This is a genomic window from Streptomyces johnsoniae, from assembly GCF_031845565.1.
Classification (GTDB): domain Bacteria; phylum Actinomycetota; class Actinomycetes; order Streptomycetales; family Streptomycetaceae; genus Streptomyces; species Streptomyces johnsoniae.
The window spans coordinates 39,415-55,164 of the sequence record NZ_JAVREV010000013.1 but is presented as its reverse complement, the minus strand read 5'-3'; the positions used below and the strand labels follow the sequence as shown (position 1 = coordinate 55,164).

The window sequence follows — 15,750 nt, the reverse complement described above, 5'->3', positions numbered from 1 at the left end:
TGGGCTTAACCCCCCGGCCGACTGGGGGCCTGAACGGCTCCTCTCGCGAACGCGCCCGGCCCTAACGTGGACAACCGCCACCAACCAGGCGGCCCAGAACCCAAGTTCCCAAAGGAGTACCACCTTGTTCTCTCCCATGACGACGAGCCGCGGGCCCCTGCGTACCGCCCTGGCGCTGACGTTAGCGACCGGCCTGAGCGGGCTCCTGATCGGCTGCGCGGAGGCGGAGGCGAGCCCCGACCCCGCGCCGGACAAACGGCTGGCCGAGCTTGCGCAGACCGCAGCGGACACAGGCTCCTTGGGCGTGATAGTCCGGGTCGAGCAGGGCGACGGCCGGCTGGTGGAGCTCGCACGCCAGGCCGAGTGGACCAAGGACGATCATGATCTGGCCGCGACCGATCAGTTCAGGGTCGGGTCCAATACCAAGTCGGTCACCGCCACACTCATTCTCCAGCTGGTCGCCGAGCACAGGCTCGGCCTGGACGACCCGGTGGAGAGGTGGCTGCCGGGACTGGTGCCGGGCGGCCAGGACATCACCGTCGAGATGCTCCTCAACCACACCAGCGGCTTGGACGACTACCTGCTGACCCCGGACTTCCTGCCCTCCCTGACCGGGCAGGAGCAGCGCGTCTGGCAGCCCGGGGAACTGCTCGCGATCACCCAGCCCCAGGACCCTCCGACCGCTCCTGGCGAGAGCCACTACTACAGCAACGCCAACTACACGGCCCTCGGCCTGATCCTCGAGCGGGCCACCGGGCAGAGCCTGTCCGAGCTGATCGCGGAGCGGATCACCGACCCGCTCGGCATGAACGACTCCTTCCTGGCCACGAGCGGCAGCTGGGACCCGGAGAAGCCGCACGCATCCGGCTACGAGCCGGACGCCGAACGTCTCAGGGACATCCTCGCCCCCGTTGTGGACCTGCCGGAGGGGATAGGTTTCGTCGGCCCCGAGCGGCCGCACGACAACGTGAACACCACCGACATCGACCCGAGCTGGTCCTGGGCGGCGGGCGGCATGGTCTCCACCGCCGAGGACTGGACACGCTTCCTGTCCGCGCTGATGTCCGGTGAACTCCTGCCCGAGGCCCAGATGGAGCAGATGCGCACCACCGTCCCCATCCCCGACGAGGACGGCGACTACGGCCTCGGCCTGATGCGCAAGACCACCTCCTGCGGCACCGTCTGGGGCCACACCGGCGGCCTGCCCGGTTACTCCAGCGAGATCTACACCGACGACACGGGCCAACGCAGCGTCGCGGTCCTGACCAACACCAACTTCGGCATCATGGAAGCCGAGGCCGCCGCGGCCAACTCGGCCCTGATCGACGCCGCGATCTGCGACATGCTCGACGAGCCCTTTTCCGCCACCGGGAACAGCGCCTCGTCCTCGTAACGCGCAGCGGGGCGCCGCCGCGAGCACCTCGGAGGACGCCTCCTTGCGCCCGCGCTCCACCTCGGACAGACAGCGCATGGAAATCCTGGCCGCCTCGGCCACGTCCTTGAGGGTCCGCCCCTGCACCAGGCGTCTGCGGTGCGGCACGTCGCCGACGACGTGCCGCCACAGGGGTTCGGGACGGGCCTGGGACGACAGCCCGACCGGCCGGACATCGCCGAGGTCCGCGTGGCGCTTTCCTGAGCTGTCCGACCGGCACGGGGAGGGATCAGCGCTGCGCGTCGCCGAGTCCGGCCCATTCCAGCAGCGACGACGTGGCCAGGGCGCGGTCGTCCTCGGCGAGCCGGTCGATGCTGATGCCGACGTGGTTGGTGTCCGGCGCGGTCATGACGTACGTCTCCTCGCTGCCGGCACCCGCCTCGAACGGCTTCGCGCTCCACGGGTCGTCGGCCCCGTTGATGTACAGCATCCGCTCGCTCTCGTCGCGGACCCAGTTGTGGACGGCGACGACCGCGCTGTTGTCGAACGCGGGCAGCTCGACGTTCGGCGGCACGAAGGCGGCCGAGTACATCAGTTCCGGGTACTCCAGCAGGTCCGCGATGTGGTCGACGGAGTACAGCGGGTTACCGAGCTGCGTGGCGGCGTGGTAGTAGTGCGGCTGCGTCGGGGCGAGTTCCTGGTCGGAGGCGAAGCCGGTCGTCGCCGTCAGGTAGTCGTAGATCTCCTGGGAGGTGGCGGTCGTCGCGGGGATGTCCGCGCAGTCGGCCGTCGTGTTGACCTGCCAGAACTGCCAGCGCAGCAGGTTCGGCCCCGACTCGAACGAGGCGTCGACGCTGCCGACGGTCTCGAACGTGGCGCCGGTCTCCTCGGCCCACGCCGCGTGCAGGCCGACCATCTCGTCGCGGCGTTCCAGCGCCTCCCGTTCCAGCGCCGCGAGCGCGTCCCGGCACTCGGGCGTGCCTACGGTGTTGAGGAACGCGTCGTAGGGCTCGGTGTCTTCGCGGTCCGTGATGCTGGGCGCGACGTAGGCGACGGTCCCCGCCATGTCCTCGGGGAAGAAGTGGCGGTAGTAGGTCGCGACCATGCCGCCCCTGCTGCGCCCGCTGGAGATCCACTCCTCGGCGTAGATGTCGTCCAGCGCCTGGTAGATGCGGTGCTGGTCGTTGGCCGACTGCCAGATGTCCAGCGTGCTCCAGTCGTCCGGGTCGGGCACGGACTCGCCGAAGAAGCGGTGCTCCATGCCGACCTCGTTGCCGCCGAGGAGCTGGGTGGGCTCGCTGACCGCCGGGTTCGGGTTGATGAAGTAGCCGTTGGTCCAGAAGACCGTCGGCCGCTCTTCGCCCGTGTGAAGGATCGAGATGCGCTGCTCGAACGTCTCGCCATCCGGGTCGCGGTGGTCGACGGGCTGCGTGAAGTTGAGGAGGAAGAAACGCTCGCCGTCCGGCCCCGGCTTCTCCTCGATCAGACTCACGCCCGGAATGGCGAGGATACGGTCCTTGATGTCGGCGCTCTGCACCGGATCGGCCACCGCGGGGCCGCCGATGAGCGTGAACCCGGCCGCGAGCGCGATAGCTCCGGTCAGACATCTCCTGCGAAGACTCATGCCGCGAAGCTAACAACGACTCGCAAATGCAAGGTAGTTGAGCGAAGCAGTTGAACATGGCCGCCCGCCGTTCATTCCACGGTGCAGCGGGTGAGTTCGACGATGAGCTGGGAGGCCAGGAACCACGGCGCCCTCGGGTGGCCGTAGGGCAGGCAACCGTCAGGATGGGAGGCGAGTTGCCCGGCGGGGGTCGGGGAGAAGAACCCGCCGAACACGCCCCAGGTGCGCGGCTTGCGGGAACGGATGGTCACCGGGTCGGTCAGGTGCGGGCAGTGGCGGACGGCCAGCGCGGCGCAGGGGCGGCACACCGGCGGCTTCGTGCAGAGCATCCCCTCGGGCCAGTCCGGTGATTCGGTCATCTCGGCAGAACGCTGGAGCAGGAACAGCCAGCCCTTGGCCGTGCGGCTGGCCTGCCCGCCGCAGACCTGGCACAGCTTGTTGAGCATGGCGTGCCGCTGGCGGCCGGAGTGCAGAGCCCGGAAGTCGGGCCGGCCCTTCCCCGGCGCCCGGCCGATCCTGGCCCACAGCACGCCCTGGCCGTCGCGGTCGTCGGGCGTCTCGTCCCGGTAGGCGAGACCGCCGTGGTCGCCCCTGACCGTCAAGGCCCGGCCCATCGCTCCTCTTTCGCTGCTCCACACGGCGGCGTACGGAACGGGCAGCACGCGAGGGCCCCAGGTCAGCGGCGGCGCATACGGTTCAACACGGCGAACAGACATATCAACGGATGTCCTTCTCAGACGGTGACGAGATCGGCGACCGGGGCCCACCACAGCGGCCCGCCCCAGCACTCGGCCCGGAGCAGCGCGCGCACGGGACGCCTTATCCGGCGGGTACTGACCTCGGCGGTGGCGTCCTGGAGCAGCAGAACGACACCGACGTCGTCGGCAACGACATCGCGGACACGAACGCCCGGCACGAGCCAGGCGGGCGGCGGAGGTGTGCGGCAGGTCGTAGACATCGCGTTCGACTCCGGGTGATCGCACGGAAACGGGCTGCAACTACGCGCTGGAGAAGGAACAATGCAACGAGGCGCGCTCAACTAGCAAGCCTTGCGCACTATTCAGCAGAAGATAGGTCACCAGTCGCATCGCTTGCCGCACCCAAGAGAGCCAAAGCGCACCCATTACTTCTTCTCACGCACCGAAAGGGTGTGAAATAGCACCATGCCGAATGTTCGAGCAGTGCCAACTCTGCGCAGGCGGCGACTCGGTGGAGTCCTGCGGAGGTACCGCCACGAAGCCGGGCTCAGCCTGAACACGGCAGCCAGCGCAATGGGCTGGGACGACAGCAAGCTGTCTCGCATCGAGACCGCCCAGACACGGCTGCGACCGCAGGACGTCGCCGAGTTGCTCGCGCAGTACGCGGTGACGGACACGGACATCGTCGCCGCCCTCGAAGGGCTCGCCAGGGATGCCGGGAAGCAGGGCTGGTGGCAGGCGTACGGCGACGTCATGACCGCGAGCTACCAGGACTACCTGATCCTGGAGACCGACGCGGAGAGCACACACATTTACACCCCCGGGCTGATCCCCGGGCTACTGCAAACCGGCGCGTACGCTCGTGAGATTATCGCCGCGACCGCGATCACCCGTACGTCCGAGGAGGTTGTTGCCCTCGCGGAAGTCCGCAAGACGCGCCAGGCGATCCTCACCACGAGGCCCGGAGGGCGCCCGCTGCAGTTTTGGGCCGTCATTCACGAGGCCGCGCTGCACCAGCGGTTCGCCTCGCAGCCAGCGATCATGCGCCAGCAGCTTCGGCATCTGCTGGACATGGCCGACCTGCCGAACATCACCATCCAGGTGATGCCGCTGACCGCCACCCCGCACCCGGGCATGCTCGCCCTCTTCGAGGTCGTTCGCTTCCCCCACCCCTGGTCCACGGTGGTCCGCCTTGAGAACATCCGGGGCGGTCATTTCGTGGAGGGCATCGAGGACGTGAAGATCTTCGAGACCGCGTTCGAACGCATCGTCGCGGCCGCTCTGTCCGTGGACGACTCGCGGGAGATCATCCGAAGAATCTCCGAAAGGAACGGGAAGTGACCAGCCCTCGCAAGGACGACCTCTACGCCGTCGATCTCACTGATGCCGTCTGGCGCAAGTCCCCCCGCAGCAACGGCGGCGAGGACTGCGTGGAGATCACCGACCTCCCCGGCGGCGCCGTCGCCATCCGCGACTCCAAGAACCCCCACCGCGCCCCCCTCCGCTACACCGCCGAGGAATGGCAAGCGTTCCGCCAAGGCATCCTCGACGGCACACTCTGACCACCACCCCACGTGTAGGTTCCCCGGAGACGGGGCCAATTTCCAGCGGTGAGAGCCACTCGGAGTCCGGTGGCCCCGAGTGGCCACATCGGGAAGCAGGCGTACGGACTTCGGCCCGGTCTTCATCCGTAGAGGCGGAGGCCGGGCCGCGGGCCCTGTGCGGTCGCCCTCGGTTGTGTCAGCGTGATGTTGGTGCTGGTCGCGAAGGGGTGAGGGCCGCATGGTCCGAGCGCCCTCACGAGTGCGGATATGCCACCATCGTCCTCGCCGCGTCGTCCCAGAACAGGCCGAAACCGGCGGTGTCACCGAAGGGGAAGTGGACGTTGACGTCGTCGAGTTCCTCGATCTCACCGGTCGTCATGTCGAGTTGCACCGGGCTGTCGGTGGAGCTGTATCCGAAGGCCATGCCCTCGTCGGTCACGATTTCGAAGCGCAGCTGGTTGGTGGTGTCGGTCCGCTGATGGCACTCGCCCGTCCCCCCCTGCAGGTCGAATACACGTGCTCCGTGGGCCAGGTAGCGGCCGTTGGCCGAGAGTGTGGTGTCGCTGGAGGAGGTCATGTGCCCCTCGCAGCGGACCGTTGCCAGTGTTTGACCCGAGGCGCTGTCGACCACGGTCCACAGGTACGCGTCCGAGTCGCCCGCCTCGTCCCAGCCAGCGACGAGGAGGTTGTCCTTGGCGACCCCCAGGGACGGCGCTTCCTCCGGGTCGGCCCCCTCCGGCCGGAGGTCCGTGGTCGCCCAGCCGCCCGGCACCCAGAAGCCGGAGTAGTCGATGTCGATCTGGGTGCCGAGCAGCGGGCCGTTGGCGGTGAGTCCGACGATCATCCAACTGCTTTCGCAGTCAGGGCAGTCGGACGGCGGCTCCAAAGTGTTGATGTCGTACTCGGTGGTGTCCCCCGTCGCCGGGTCGACGGCGACCGCGGTGTCACCGTCTCCCCTCACCAGCAGCCCGGCACCGCCGTCGCGTACGTCACCGTCGCCGTCCACCTCGACGTGGAGGGGCTGCACCGCATCGCCGGACGCCTCGGCCGGGAAGATGTCGAGCGAGACGATGTCCCTGCCGATGTTGACGGCGTCGGAATCCGTGGTCCCGGAAGACCAGGCAGCCAGGTACTCTTTACCGTCGACGGTCACCACCACGAAGGGCACGTCGGTGTGCTCGACCGGGCTGATGGGGACGCTGCTCCAGCGCGTCTCGCCGGTGGCGGCGTCCAGCACGGTGAAGCCGTACTCGCCCTGCCGCTCCCAGTACACCCCGACGGCCTCGGACCTGGGGAGCACGAACTGGGTCCCCTCCTCCGACGACTCCCAGCCCCGGCCGGTGTCGTACAGCGAGGGCACCGACAGCTGGCTGCTGGGCGGATGATCCTGACCCGGGTCCGTCCGCTGCTCGCCACCTCCGGCACCATCGCCACGGTTCGGATCGGCCTCCTCGTCCCCTCCCGAATCCGAGCACGCAGTGAGCAACGCTCCCACCGCGACCAAGCCCATGGCCAGCCTCGCTCCACGCATCGCAGCGCAACCCCTCCCTCTAGGCAAAGCATCAAGATGTCACCCGGAGCGAGGCACTGTAAACGGTCGTCATCTCCCATCCCGATAGGGACCCCGGGTAATGCCTGCCCTACTTGAACAGACGCACAGGCCAGCAGCGCGGGCGCCCAATTGGTCATCGTCTTCCCCAGCACCGTCGCGCTCTCGCCGCCATCCACAACTCGCAGACCGCTCAGGGCCAACTGGCATCGCAGCGAGAGAACCTACACCACGGCCCGCTCCGCCCCGACGACCGGAGGGAGCGGGCCACCAGCCCGGGATGCGAACGGCGGCAGGTGCGGGCGAGTACCTCGCCGTGCCTGTTCGACGAGGAACCGACGATCGCGACCTTGAAGATCGGCCTCGGTCTTCCGTGGTCCGAGACCGCCGACGGGTACGCCGACGGACCACACGGGTGGCAGGACCTGCACACACCCTCAGTCCCAGTCCGCGCCGCTATTCGTGGAAATGCTCAAACATGACGTCGTAGCCGTCGGGATCGAGTCCGAAGAAGACGCTCGCCCAGCCGACGTTCATCGGCTCCGCCGTGACCGGGAGACCTTCGTCCTGCCAGAGCCGGTATGACTGGTCGATGTCCTTCGACGGGATCGTGAGGACGAACCCACGTCCGAGCGGCCCCTGTTTCGTCGCCTGTTCCCGTTCGGCGGCGTGGTACGGATGCGCGCTGAGGTCGGACAGGATCAGCCACGTGTGGCCGAAGGTCAGGTAACGCAAGTCCAGCTGCTCGCCGTTCGGGATCTCCTTGAACCCGCACTTCAGATACAGCGCCCGCGATCGTTCGAGATCTCGTACGCGCAGCCCGACCTTCAACTGCTTCGATCCCATCACCTCGCCTCCACCCTACGGGAGGCCCGCTGGGATCACCGACCTCCCCGGCGGCGCCGTCGACATCCGCGACTCCAAGGCGAAGCGCCGCATTATTCCGTTGCGCGCCTTCAGCGGCGGACCGACTATGTCGGTCGTTGGCCCAGAGAAAGGACCTCATGTCGGCCGTCGTTGTTGTCGGTGCGGGGATCGTCGGTGCCTCGGTGGCCTACCACTTGGCGCGTCGGGGCGTCCCGGTCACCCTGCTCGAACAGGGGCCGGGGCCGGGTACCGGGGTCACCGCGGACTCGTTCGCCTGGGTCGGCGGTACCGGAGGCGATTGGCCCGGCGGAGCACAGGACCTGCGCGAGTACGTTCTGGCGGACTACGAGCGCCTGGAGGCCGAACTGCCCGACGTCGCCCTCCGCCGGACCGGCTCGCTGAACTGGGGAGGCGGACCGGATCAGGAGCCACGGCTGACGCCCGGACAGTTCCGCGTCGGGCGAGGTGACATCACCGCCCTGGAGCCCAACCTACGGCACCCTCCCGATCAAGCCATCCACATTCCCAGCGACGCCGGTGTCGATGCGACGGCGCTGACCAGCGCGTTGGTGGCCGCGGCCGAGGCCCACGGAGCCACCGTGCGCTACGAAACCGCCGTTACCTCGTTGCAGTTGTCCGGCGAACGCGTCGAGGGAGTGCGGTCCGCGACCGGGCCGCACTCCGCCGCGACCGTCGTGCTCACTGCCGGAACCAGCGTCCCCCAGCTCTGCGAGCCGCTGCCGGCCGACCTGCCCGTCGCTGCCTCGCCGGCCACCCTCGCGCGGATCACCGCACCGCCCGGCCTGGTCAGAACCATCGTGGCCACCCCTGATTTCGAGGTCCGGGAAGTGCGTGACGGCGGCCTTCTGATGGTTCTGCCGACGCGCCGTGAGCGGACCGCGCACGACGCACTCCGGCCCCTGCGGACGGCCTTCCGTGGCAGCGACGAGTGCCGACTGCTGGGCTACCGCACCGGCATACGCCCCATGCCCGCGCACGGGCCTCTCATCGGATACGCGACACACGACCGGTCCGTATACGTCGCGGTGATGCATTCCGGCGTCACCCTGGCACCCACCGTCGGACGGCTCGTCGCGGACGAACTCGTGACCGCAAGACCGGCTCGCGAGCTTCTGCGTTGCCGGCCACGCGTCCACTGACCTCACCCCCCGAACCGACAGCGGCCGTCGAACGTCTGAGCGGCATGAGACATGGACAACTCCGCCCCGTGGTGGCGATTGCGCTCGCGGCCATGGCCGCCCTGGCCGGCTGCGAGGCCGGGACCGAGACCGCCCCTGAGACCGAGCCCGGGACCGAGACCGAGGCCGAGGGCGGCACCGGCAACGGCACCCCCGACGGGGCGGAGCAGCTGACGGACTCCCGCTGGCTTCCGGAGCAGGTCACGGTCGACGGCACCGAGCACCCCCGGCCGCCGGGCCTCACTCTCGTCCACCTTGACCTGCCCGACGCCGAGGAGTTCCTCGACGAGTTCGGCTGCCGCTACGGCTCCGACGTGACGGTCAGCGGCGACACCCTGCTGGTGGACGAGGTGATCAGAACGGACGCGGGCTGCGCCGGGGACGAGGACACCTTCGAGGAGAACTTCCTCGATGTCTTCCAGGGCAGCCTCACCTACGAGATCGACGACGAGGACGGCCCCGGCATGAACGACCCCGCCACCCTCACCCTCACCAACCCCGCGGGCGGAACCATCACGCTCACCGAAGACCTGCCCATCCCGCTGCCCACCACCTAGGAACGGCCCTGTCGGGCCACCAGCCGGTGCCGCCCGGGCACCACTCCGTAGCCCAGCTCCGTGAGCCGGAAGTACTCCTCCGCTCACGGCTGAGCTTCCGTCTCCCGGTCTGCTTCAGACCCCGGTGACCTCGATCGCCGCAGGTTCTCCTTGCCCCTGCGCAGCACCAGCTAGCGTCCGTGCAGCAGTTCGTCGGCCGCAGCCGCTGCGTCCTCTTCGGCGAGGCGGAGCGCCGGGACATCGCCGCGGCCTGTCCGCGACCGGAGTGATTCCCGACCGAGCACGTCGTACCCGACGTCTGACACCCGCATCGCAGACTCCTGTTATCGAATGACTACGATCTGTGGATGGAAGCGAGGGTTGAGGAGGCATGGGCGGTACTGTCCTTGCGTGGCAACTATCGCGCTGTTCAGCACCGACAACCTCTCCCTTCCCGAGTCTCTACAGGAGGCCGTGGAGCATGGCGAGGTGTTCACGCGTGCCTGGGTTGTCGAGCTCATTCTGGATCTTCTCGGCTATACCGCCGACAACGACCTCAGTAGTGTGAAGCTCGTCGAGCCAGCTTGTGGTGGCGGTGCGTTCCTGTCCGTCATCGCGTCTCGAATCAGTGCGTCATGCCAGGTGCACGAGCGCTCCATCACGGAGGCGATCGACGCCGTCCGCGCCTTTGACCTGCTGGGCCGGAACGTAGAGCAGAGTCGGGCACTGGTCACGGAAAAGCTGCAAGAAGAGGGCTGGGAGCCGAAAGACGCGAGAATGGTGGCCGCAGCATGGGTGAAGCGCGGAGACTATCTGCTTCAGTCGGACGCTGAGCGTCGTGCCGACTATGTCGTCGGTAACCCTCCGTATATCCGGCTTGAAGACGTTCCTGACGACCGGATGGCGGCCTACCGCCGGGCCTGCCCCACTATGGGTGGCCGAGCTGACATCTACATCGGCTTCTACGAGGTGGCGCTGCGCAGCCTCAACCGAGGTGGCCAGCTGGGCTTCATCTGCGCCGACCGCTGGATGCGAAACCAGTACGGTCGGCGGCTGAGGCAGCTGGTGACCAAGGATTTCAGCATGGATCTTGCGCTTGTGATGCACGATGTCGATGCTTTCGATGATCAGGTTTCGGCCTACCCCGCGATCACAGTCATTTCGAACAGGCCCCAAGGCGCAGCGGTCGCCGCGGACACGAATCGGTCCTTCGGAGCGGAACAGGCACGGGACTTCGCCGACTGGTACGCGGCCAGCGAGTCGGCAACGGCGGCCATGACCTCCTTCCGAGCTGCACGCATGCCCCACTGGTTCTCCGAGGAAGGGTCGTGGCCGACCGCTTCGCCAGCAAGACTTGCTGTCCTCGAAGACCTGACCGAGCGCTTCCGGCTCTTGGAGGACACCAGGACGGGAACAAAGGTCGGGATCGGCATCGCCACCGGCGCCGACAAGGTCTTTCTCACCAAAGACAAGGACTTGGTCGAGGAAGACCGGTTGCTCCCCATGGCCATGGTCCGTGACACCACTAGCGGCACGCTCGACTGGGACGGCACGTTCCTTGTCAACCCCTGGGCAGCCAGCGGTGAACTGGTCGATCTTGATGCGTATCCGCGTCTCGCCTCCTACTTCGAGGAGCATGGAGAGGCTCTGCGCAAGCGCTATGTCGCGGTCAAGCAGCCTCAGCGTTGGTACAAGACCATCGACAAAGTCGACCAGCAACTCACCCGTAGGCAGAAGTTGCTGTTTCCGGACATGAAGCTGAGTATCCATCCGGTTCTCGATGAAGGCGGCCTGTATCCTCACCACAACCTGTACTTCATCGTCTCGGAGACCTGGGACATGCGCGTACTCGGTGGCCTGCTGCTGTCCAAGGTCGCGGAGGCTTTTGTGGAGGCGTACGCGGTCAAGATGCGTGGGGGGACGCTGCGCTTCCAGGCGCAGTACCTCCGGAAGATCCGCGTCCCAGACCTGACGGCGATCAGCAAGGGCGACCGAGCTGCTCTTGCCGAAGCCTTCGACAAGCGAGACGTGGAGGCCGCCACCGAGGCCGCTTTGCGTGTCTACGGGCTCGCCGAGCTGCCCGACTAGGAGGAACGGATCTTGACGGTCACCCGCCAAGACTTCGAGGACGCCATCGCGGCGTACTGGGGCGCCAAACAACTACAGAATGAGCAGTCCGTGATCAGGGACGCGGTAGGAGCTGGTACTGCTGGCTCTGTCCGAGGCGGCAAGCATTTCGACGTCATCGCGGCACTCTTGGCCAAATTTTTCCTCGAAGCCGGCTACCCGGCTGAGAGCATCCGCGTCACCAAATCTCAGGGCCTGGAACTGCCTGGTTACTACCGTCCGCAGAAGCAATGGGATGTCGTGGTCGTCCACGAGAACGTGCTCGTCGCGGCGTTCGAGCTGAAGGCGCTCGGTGGACCCTCGTACGGCAACAACTACAACAACAGAGTCGAAGAAGCAGTGGGTAGCGCTGTCGACTTGCGTCGAGCGGTCCTCGCCGAGCTGTACCCGAAGGAAAAGCCGTGGCTCGGATACTTCTTCATTATGCAGGACGGGGAAAGGTCTCGGAAGCCGGTCAAGACCGCCAAGGGCGCCCTTCCTGTCGACGACATCTGGCATGGCACCTCCTACCAGGACCGATTCGGCATCTTCTGTGAGCGGCTCATGACCGAGCAGCTCTACGACGCCGCCTGCTATGTCACGTCTTCGGCCGAAGATCCGAAGCCGATCGAACTGGTCGAGAGCCTTGACTGGAGGCACTTCTCGGCAGCGATAAATGCTCGTCTCACATATTTGAAGGATCTCGGCATTCCCGGTTAATTGCCGTGCACGAGCGTGTGGGCGAGGCCTTCGCGGTTGCGCAGTAGGCGGCGGGCCCTCCATTCCGGGACGGGCCCGGCCGAGTCGGCCACGGCGCACCAGGTTGAGCATCCTGCTGACGAGTTGGACGACGCGGTAGTGGCCGACCGCGATCTGGACGTGGGGCAGGAGCGGTACGGATCACGGCCGGACCGTGGGATCACTGCGGGCCGGGGCAGGGACCTGGCCCTGGGAGGTGGGGGTGGACCAGGGCGGTGAGGTGTTCGGCGACGTGGTGCAGTGGCTGCACGCTCTGCTGTGCGCGGCACAGCACCAGGGCTCCTTCCAGGCAGGACAGCAGCGTCACGGACAGGCCGGCCGCGGTGTCCGGTGGCACGCCGTAGCCGCGCAGCCCGTCGGCGATGGCGGTCAGCCAGGCGTCGTATGCGTCGCGGCAGGCGTTGGTGAGCGCTTCTGACGAGGGGACCGAGTCCAGCGTGATGCTGGTCGGTGAAACTCGGAGGCGGCGAGCTGGGGGCGCACGTGGTGCAGCTGGACTTCACCGAGGGGCGACTGGCGCTCAATCTCGACCCGAGCGGTGGGGTGCTGGACGACTTCGGCGCCCTGAACAACCGGGTGCTGGAGCGCTTCACCCCGGCGGAACGCGCCCGCATCGGCGTGCACACCGACGCGGGCGCGGACCACGACTCCACCCACAGCCTGGATGTCGACTACCCGGCCTGCTCCCCGGTCTCTTCCGGCTCGCCGTCGGCAGCTTCTACCTGGCGCTGGCCGGCGAGCCCGACCCGGAGCGCGTGCTGGCCGCCGTCAGCACGCAACTGCCGGACGGCGCGCGGGACTTCGTCGGCGTCACCGACCCGCTCGACCCGCGCGTGGAAACTCCGGAGGCCGCTCGGCACCTGCCGCCCGACTCGGGCTTCGCTCCGTTCGCCGACGACCAGTCCACCAGCGTGGAAACCGCGTTCGTCAAGATCCGGGCCCGCCCGGAGGGCACCGCACTCGCCGCCGAAGCACTGGGAGTCTGAACGCGGGCCGCGTGCTCCGCCCCGGCCGCCGGCCCGTTCCCCCCACAGGGAACGGGCCACGGCGGCGTGCTCCGGCGGTTACTCGGCCGGCGGCGTGACGGGCTGCCAGTCGCCGCCCTCCTCGACTTCTTCGTCGGTCAGCTCCCTGATGTCCATGCTGCCGTCCTCGTTCTTCTGGACCGCAACCCCGTTCTCCGGCAGCTCCACCGGGCCGTCGCCCGGGACGGTGGGGCCGTGCGGGGGAACGTCCTCGTCGCCGCCGCCGCTGGAGGCATTGGCGGAGGTGACGGCCAGTGCGGTCAGCCCCAGCGCCGCGATCGACGCCGCCACGATGCCCTTGATCCGGGTCTTGCGCATGAGTTTCTCCTTGCGTCCGCGAACACAACCCCTCGCCGTGTTCCGTGACTTCATCTAACTCCGGGCCCGTGTTCAGCACGGTAAGCGTGCGACCGGTTCTGTTCGCCGTTTCCTTATGCGCTTGTCATCGCGGGCTCGCGGGCTCGCGGGCTCGCGGGCTCGCGGCGAAGCGGACCGCGACCGTGAGCCCGCCGTCCGGGCCCGGTGCCGCGCTCAGTTCGGCCCCGTGTGCCCGCGCGATGGACCGGACGATGGACAGTCCGAGTCCGTGTCCTGTGGTGCCGATGCGGTCCTGGCCGAGGCGCCGGAAGGGCTCGAAGAGGTCGTCGACGAGGTCGGGGGCGATCGGTGCGCCGGTGTTGGTGACGGTGAGGGCGTCGCCGTGGAGCGTCACCTCGACGCGGCCGTCCTCGCGGTTGTACTGGAGCGCGTTGCTCACCAGGTTGGCTACGAGGTGGCGGATCAGGACCGGATCGCCGGTCACCCGCGCCGGATCGCGGAACCTGGTGTCCAGGGTCAGCCCCTTCTCCGCGGCGACCCGGCGCAGTCCGGTCGTCGCCGTGTCGGCCGTGGCCGCCAGATCGACCTGTTCCGTGTGCTCAAGGCCGCGTTCGCTGCGCGCCAGAAGCATCAGGGCGGCGATGAGCTGTTCGGCTTCGCGGTTGGTGGTGAGGAGGTCGTCACGGGTCTCGGCGAGGTGCTCGGGGAGCGGGTCGGCCAGGCCGACTTCGATGCTCGCGCGCTGGGCGGCGAGCGGGGTGCGCAGTTCGTGGGAGGCGTTGGCCACGAAGCGGCGCTGGCTGTCGAAGGCGCGCTGAAGGCGGTCCAGCATGGAGTCGAACGCGTCGGCGAGGTGGTGCAGTTCGTCGTCGGGGCCGGCCAGGTCGAGTCGTTTGTCCAGGCTGGTCTCGCTGATCCGCAGCGCCGTGTCGGTGACGGCGGCCACGGGGCGGAGCGCGCGGCTCGCCAGCCACCGGCCGGTCAGGACGAGCAGGACGGTCATGCAGGCCAGGCCGATGCTCGACCAGAGGAGCATCTGCTGCAACGCGGTGTCCTGAACGGCCTGGGCGGTGTCGTCGACGAGCTGGAGGGATATCCCGTTCGGCGCGTCCGTCACATCCGGTACGCCCGTCACATCCGGTACACCCGTCACATCCGGTACGCCCGTCGCACCCGTTTCGCCCCCCGCGCCCGGCGGGGGATCGACGCGGGTCGGCGTCATCCCCTCGCTGGGCGGCGCGTCGTTCTTGGTGAAGTCGATGCCGGCGGTCTGCCAGGCGGTCCCATAGCGGGCCAGGACGACGACGAACGCCAGCAGTGCGGTGCCCGACAACAGGAACAGGCCGCCGAACGCGAGGGCGAGCCGGGTGCGGAAGGAGAGCTTGGACCACCAGCGGCGCCGATTCATGGCGTGAGCCGGTACCCGCGGCCGGTGTCGGCGGCGATGGTGTCCGGGCCGCCCAGCTTTGCCCGCAGCCGGCTGACGGTGGCACGGACGGCGCTGGTCCGCGGGGGGAGGTTCTCGTCCCACACGGTTCGTATGAGGTCGCGGTGGGAGACGGGGCCGCCGCGGGACGCCAGCAGCGCGTGGAGAACGGCGAACTCCTTGGGCGTGAGGTCCACCGGCCGCCCGTGGACGAGCACTTCGCGGCGCGTACGGTCCATCCGGATGCCCTCGTGCCGCAGCACCACGGGCGGGCTTTTCGGGGCGCGGCGGTACAGGACCTGGATGCGGGCGACCAGCTCGGCGAAGTCGAAGGGCTTCGCCAGGTAGTCGTCGGCGCCCAGCTCTTCGAGTCCGTAGACCTTGTCCGCGATCTCGCCGGCCGCGGTCAGCATGAGGATGCGGGGCGGGTTCTCCAGCTCTCGCAGTCTTCGGCACACCTCGTCCCCGGTCAGTACCGGGAGGTCGCGGTCGAGCACGAGAACGTCGTAGTCGGTCAGCAGGCACATGCGTTCGGCCTCGTCGCCGGTCGCGGCGAGGTCGACCGCCATCGACGCGCGGCGCAGTCCCCTGGCGACGGTACGCGCCAGCACGGCATGGTCTTCGGCTACCAGAACCCTCATGTGCCTTATGACATCAGGCAGTCGATTACAGACGCATAAGCGTCCGGCGCCCTGGCCACGGTGCCGCGCACCGTGGCCCGTTCCCC

17 protein-coding genes and 1 pseudogene are annotated in these 15,750 nt (G+C 68.1%); 8 read left to right on the top strand and 10 right to left on the bottom strand.

Annotation, left to right across the window (positions count from 1 at the left end; genetic code table 11):
- The first annotated feature begins 136 nt into the window (after positions 1 to 136).
- Entirely contained in the window at positions 137 to 1,393 is a 1,257-nt protein-coding gene (locus tag RM779_RS22215; protein ID WP_311619513.1) for a serine hydrolase domain-containing protein, read from the top strand.
- Positions 1,394 to 1,401: 8 nt separating this feature from the next.
- Here RM779_RS22215 and RM779_RS22210 read toward each other — a convergent pair.
- The 4 genes and pseudogenes from RM779_RS22210 to RM779_RS22195 all read right to left on the bottom strand — a co-directional run.
- A pseudogene (locus tag RM779_RS22210) lies at positions 1,402 to 1,591 on the bottom strand (helix-turn-helix domain-containing protein); the annotation flags it as partial.
- Between the two features lie 70 nt (positions 1,592 to 1,661).
- Positions 1,662 to 2,996, bottom strand: a complete 1,335-nt coding sequence (locus tag RM779_RS22205) for a S28 family serine protease (RefSeq protein WP_311619512.1) — start codon at positions 2,994 to 2,996, stop codon at positions 1,662 to 1,664.
- 71 nt (positions 2,997 to 3,067) lie between these two features.
- Positions 3,068 to 3,610, bottom strand: a complete 543-nt coding sequence (locus tag RM779_RS22200; protein ID WP_311619511.1) for a hypothetical protein — start codon at positions 3,608 to 3,610, stop codon at positions 3,068 to 3,070.
- A gap of 119 nt (positions 3,611 to 3,729) precedes the next feature.
- Positions 3,730 to 3,954, bottom strand: coding sequence for a hypothetical protein (locus tag RM779_RS22195; protein WP_311619510.1), 225 nt, complete (start codon positions 3,952 to 3,954; stop codon positions 3,730 to 3,732).
- 205 nt (positions 3,955 to 4,159) lie between these two features.
- Between RM779_RS22195 and RM779_RS22190 the strand changes: the two genes are divergently transcribed.
- Together RM779_RS22190 and RM779_RS22185 are read left to right on the top strand one after the other, a co-directional pair.
- Positions 4,160 to 5,035: a helix-turn-helix domain-containing protein gene (locus tag RM779_RS22190; protein ID WP_311619509.1), complete on the top strand. Its 876-nt coding sequence runs from the start codon at positions 4,160 to 4,162 to the stop codon at positions 5,033 to 5,035.
- Complete coding sequence (locus RM779_RS22185; RefSeq protein ID WP_311619508.1) at positions 5,032 to 5,256, top strand: DUF397 domain-containing protein; 225 nt, start codon at positions 5,032 to 5,034, stop codon at positions 5,254 to 5,256. The genes RM779_RS22190 and RM779_RS22185 overlap by 4 nt, the downstream gene beginning before the upstream one ends.
- A 235-nt stretch (positions 5,257 to 5,491) precedes the next feature.
- On the opposite strand, the gene RM779_RS22180 is transcribed toward RM779_RS22185, so the two are convergent.
- Positions 5,492 to 6,598: a hypothetical protein gene (locus RM779_RS22180; RefSeq protein WP_311619507.1), complete on the bottom strand. Its 1,107-nt coding sequence runs from the start codon at positions 6,596 to 6,598 to the stop codon at positions 5,492 to 5,494.
- A 645-nt stretch (positions 6,599 to 7,243) separates the two neighbouring features.
- A complete protein-coding gene (locus tag RM779_RS22175; RefSeq protein ID WP_311619506.1) occupies positions 7,244 to 7,633 on the bottom strand; it encodes a VOC family protein in 390 nt (129 codons plus the stop codon).
- A 158-nt stretch (positions 7,634 to 7,791) separates the two neighbouring features.
- On the opposite strand from RM779_RS22175, the gene RM779_RS22170 reads away from it, so the two are divergent.
- The 4 genes from RM779_RS22170 (at position 7,792) to RM779_RS22155 (ending at position 12,215) form a co-directional block, all read left to right on the top strand.
- Positions 7,792 to 8,814: an NAD(P)/FAD-dependent oxidoreductase gene (locus tag RM779_RS22170; RefSeq protein ID WP_311619505.1), complete on the top strand. Its 1,023-nt coding sequence runs from the start codon at positions 7,792 to 7,794 to the stop codon at positions 8,812 to 8,814.
- 44 nt (positions 8,815 to 8,858) lie between these two features.
- Positions 8,859 to 9,410 (top strand): META domain-containing protein, encoded by a 552-nt coding sequence (locus RM779_RS22165; protein WP_311619504.1) that lies wholly within the window; start codon positions 8,859 to 8,861, stop codon positions 9,408 to 9,410.
- Positions 9,411 to 9,800: 390 nt separating this feature from the next.
- Entirely contained in the window at positions 9,801 to 11,477 is a 1,677-nt protein-coding gene (locus RM779_RS22160; protein WP_311619503.1) for an Eco57I restriction-modification methylase domain-containing protein, read from the top strand.
- Positions 11,478 to 11,489: 12 nt separating this feature from the next.
- A complete protein-coding gene (locus RM779_RS22155) occupies positions 11,490 to 12,215 on the top strand; it encodes a PaeR7I family type II restriction endonuclease (protein ID WP_311619502.1) in 726 nt (241 codons plus the stop codon).
- A gap of 199 nt (positions 12,216 to 12,414) precedes the next feature.
- Here RM779_RS22155 and RM779_RS33775 read toward each other — a convergent pair whose 3' ends face one another.
- Entirely contained in the window at positions 12,415 to 12,690 is a 276-nt protein-coding gene (locus tag RM779_RS33775; protein ID WP_394813364.1) for an LmrA/YxaF family transcription factor, read from the bottom strand.
- A gap of 319 nt (positions 12,691 to 13,009) precedes the next feature.
- Between RM779_RS33775 and RM779_RS33880 the strand changes: the two genes are divergently transcribed.
- Positions 13,010 to 13,240 (top strand): hypothetical protein, encoded by a 231-nt coding sequence (locus RM779_RS33880; protein WP_449657303.1) that lies wholly within the window; start codon positions 13,010 to 13,012, stop codon positions 13,238 to 13,240.
- A 78-nt stretch (positions 13,241 to 13,318) separates the two neighbouring features.
- On the opposite strand, the gene RM779_RS22140 is transcribed toward RM779_RS33880, so the two are convergent.
- The 3 genes from RM779_RS22140 to RM779_RS22130 form a co-directional block, all read right to left on the bottom strand.
- Positions 13,319 to 13,597, bottom strand: coding sequence for a hypothetical protein (locus tag RM779_RS22140; RefSeq protein WP_311619500.1), 279 nt, complete (start codon positions 13,595 to 13,597; stop codon positions 13,319 to 13,321).
- Positions 13,598 to 13,721: 124 nt separating this feature from the next.
- Positions 13,722 to 15,005 (bottom strand): sensor histidine kinase, encoded by a 1,284-nt coding sequence (locus tag RM779_RS22135; RefSeq protein ID WP_311619499.1) that lies wholly within the window; start codon positions 15,003 to 15,005, stop codon positions 13,722 to 13,724.
- A complete protein-coding gene (locus RM779_RS22130; RefSeq protein ID WP_311619498.1) occupies positions 15,002 to 15,664 on the bottom strand; it encodes a response regulator transcription factor in 663 nt (220 codons plus the stop codon). Before RM779_RS22130 ends, RM779_RS22135 begins: the two co-directional genes overlap by 4 nt.
- Positions 15,665 to 15,750: the final 86 nt, after the last annotated feature.

What these genes read in the sequence shown, in the direction of transcription:
- RM779_RS22215 (WP_311619513.1), top strand. Translation starts at nt 137, where the DNA reads ATGACGACGAGCCGCGGGCCCCTGCGTACCGCCCTGGCGCTGACGTTA.
- RM779_RS22205 (WP_311619512.1), bottom strand. Translation starts at nt 2,996, where the DNA reads ATGAGTCTTCGCAGGAGATGTCTGACCGGAGCTATCGCGCTCGCGGCC.
- RM779_RS22200 (WP_311619511.1), bottom strand. Translation starts at nt 3,610, where the DNA reads ATGGGCCGGGCCTTGACGGTCAGGGGCGACCACGGCGGTCTCGCCTAC.
- RM779_RS22195 (WP_311619510.1), bottom strand. Translation starts at nt 3,954, where the DNA reads ATGTCTACGACCTGCCGCACACCTCCGCCGCCCGCCTGGCTCGTGCCG.
- RM779_RS22190 (WP_311619509.1), top strand. Translation starts at nt 4,160, where the DNA reads ATGCCGAATGTTCGAGCAGTGCCAACTCTGCGCAGGCGGCGACTCGGT.
- RM779_RS22175 (WP_311619506.1), bottom strand. Translation starts at nt 7,633, where the DNA reads ATGGGATCGAAGCAGTTGAAGGTCGGGCTGCGCGTACGAGATCTCGAA.
- RM779_RS22170 (WP_311619505.1), top strand. Translation starts at nt 7,792, where the DNA reads ATGTCGGCCGTCGTTGTTGTCGGTGCGGGGATCGTCGGTGCCTCGGTG.
- RM779_RS22165 (WP_311619504.1), top strand. Translation starts at nt 8,859, where the DNA reads ATGAGACATGGACAACTCCGCCCCGTGGTGGCGATTGCGCTCGCGGCC.
- RM779_RS22140 (WP_311619500.1), bottom strand. Translation starts at nt 13,597, where the DNA reads ATGCGCAAGACCCGGATCAAGGGCATCGTGGCGGCGTCGATCGCGGCG.
- RM779_RS22135 (WP_311619499.1), bottom strand. Translation starts at nt 15,005, where the DNA reads ATGAATCGGCGCCGCTGGTGGTCCAAGCTCTCCTTCCGCACCCGGCTC.
- RM779_RS22130 (WP_311619498.1), bottom strand. Translation starts at nt 15,664, where the DNA reads ATGAGGGTTCTGGTAGCCGAAGACCATGCCGTGCTGGCGCGTACCGTC.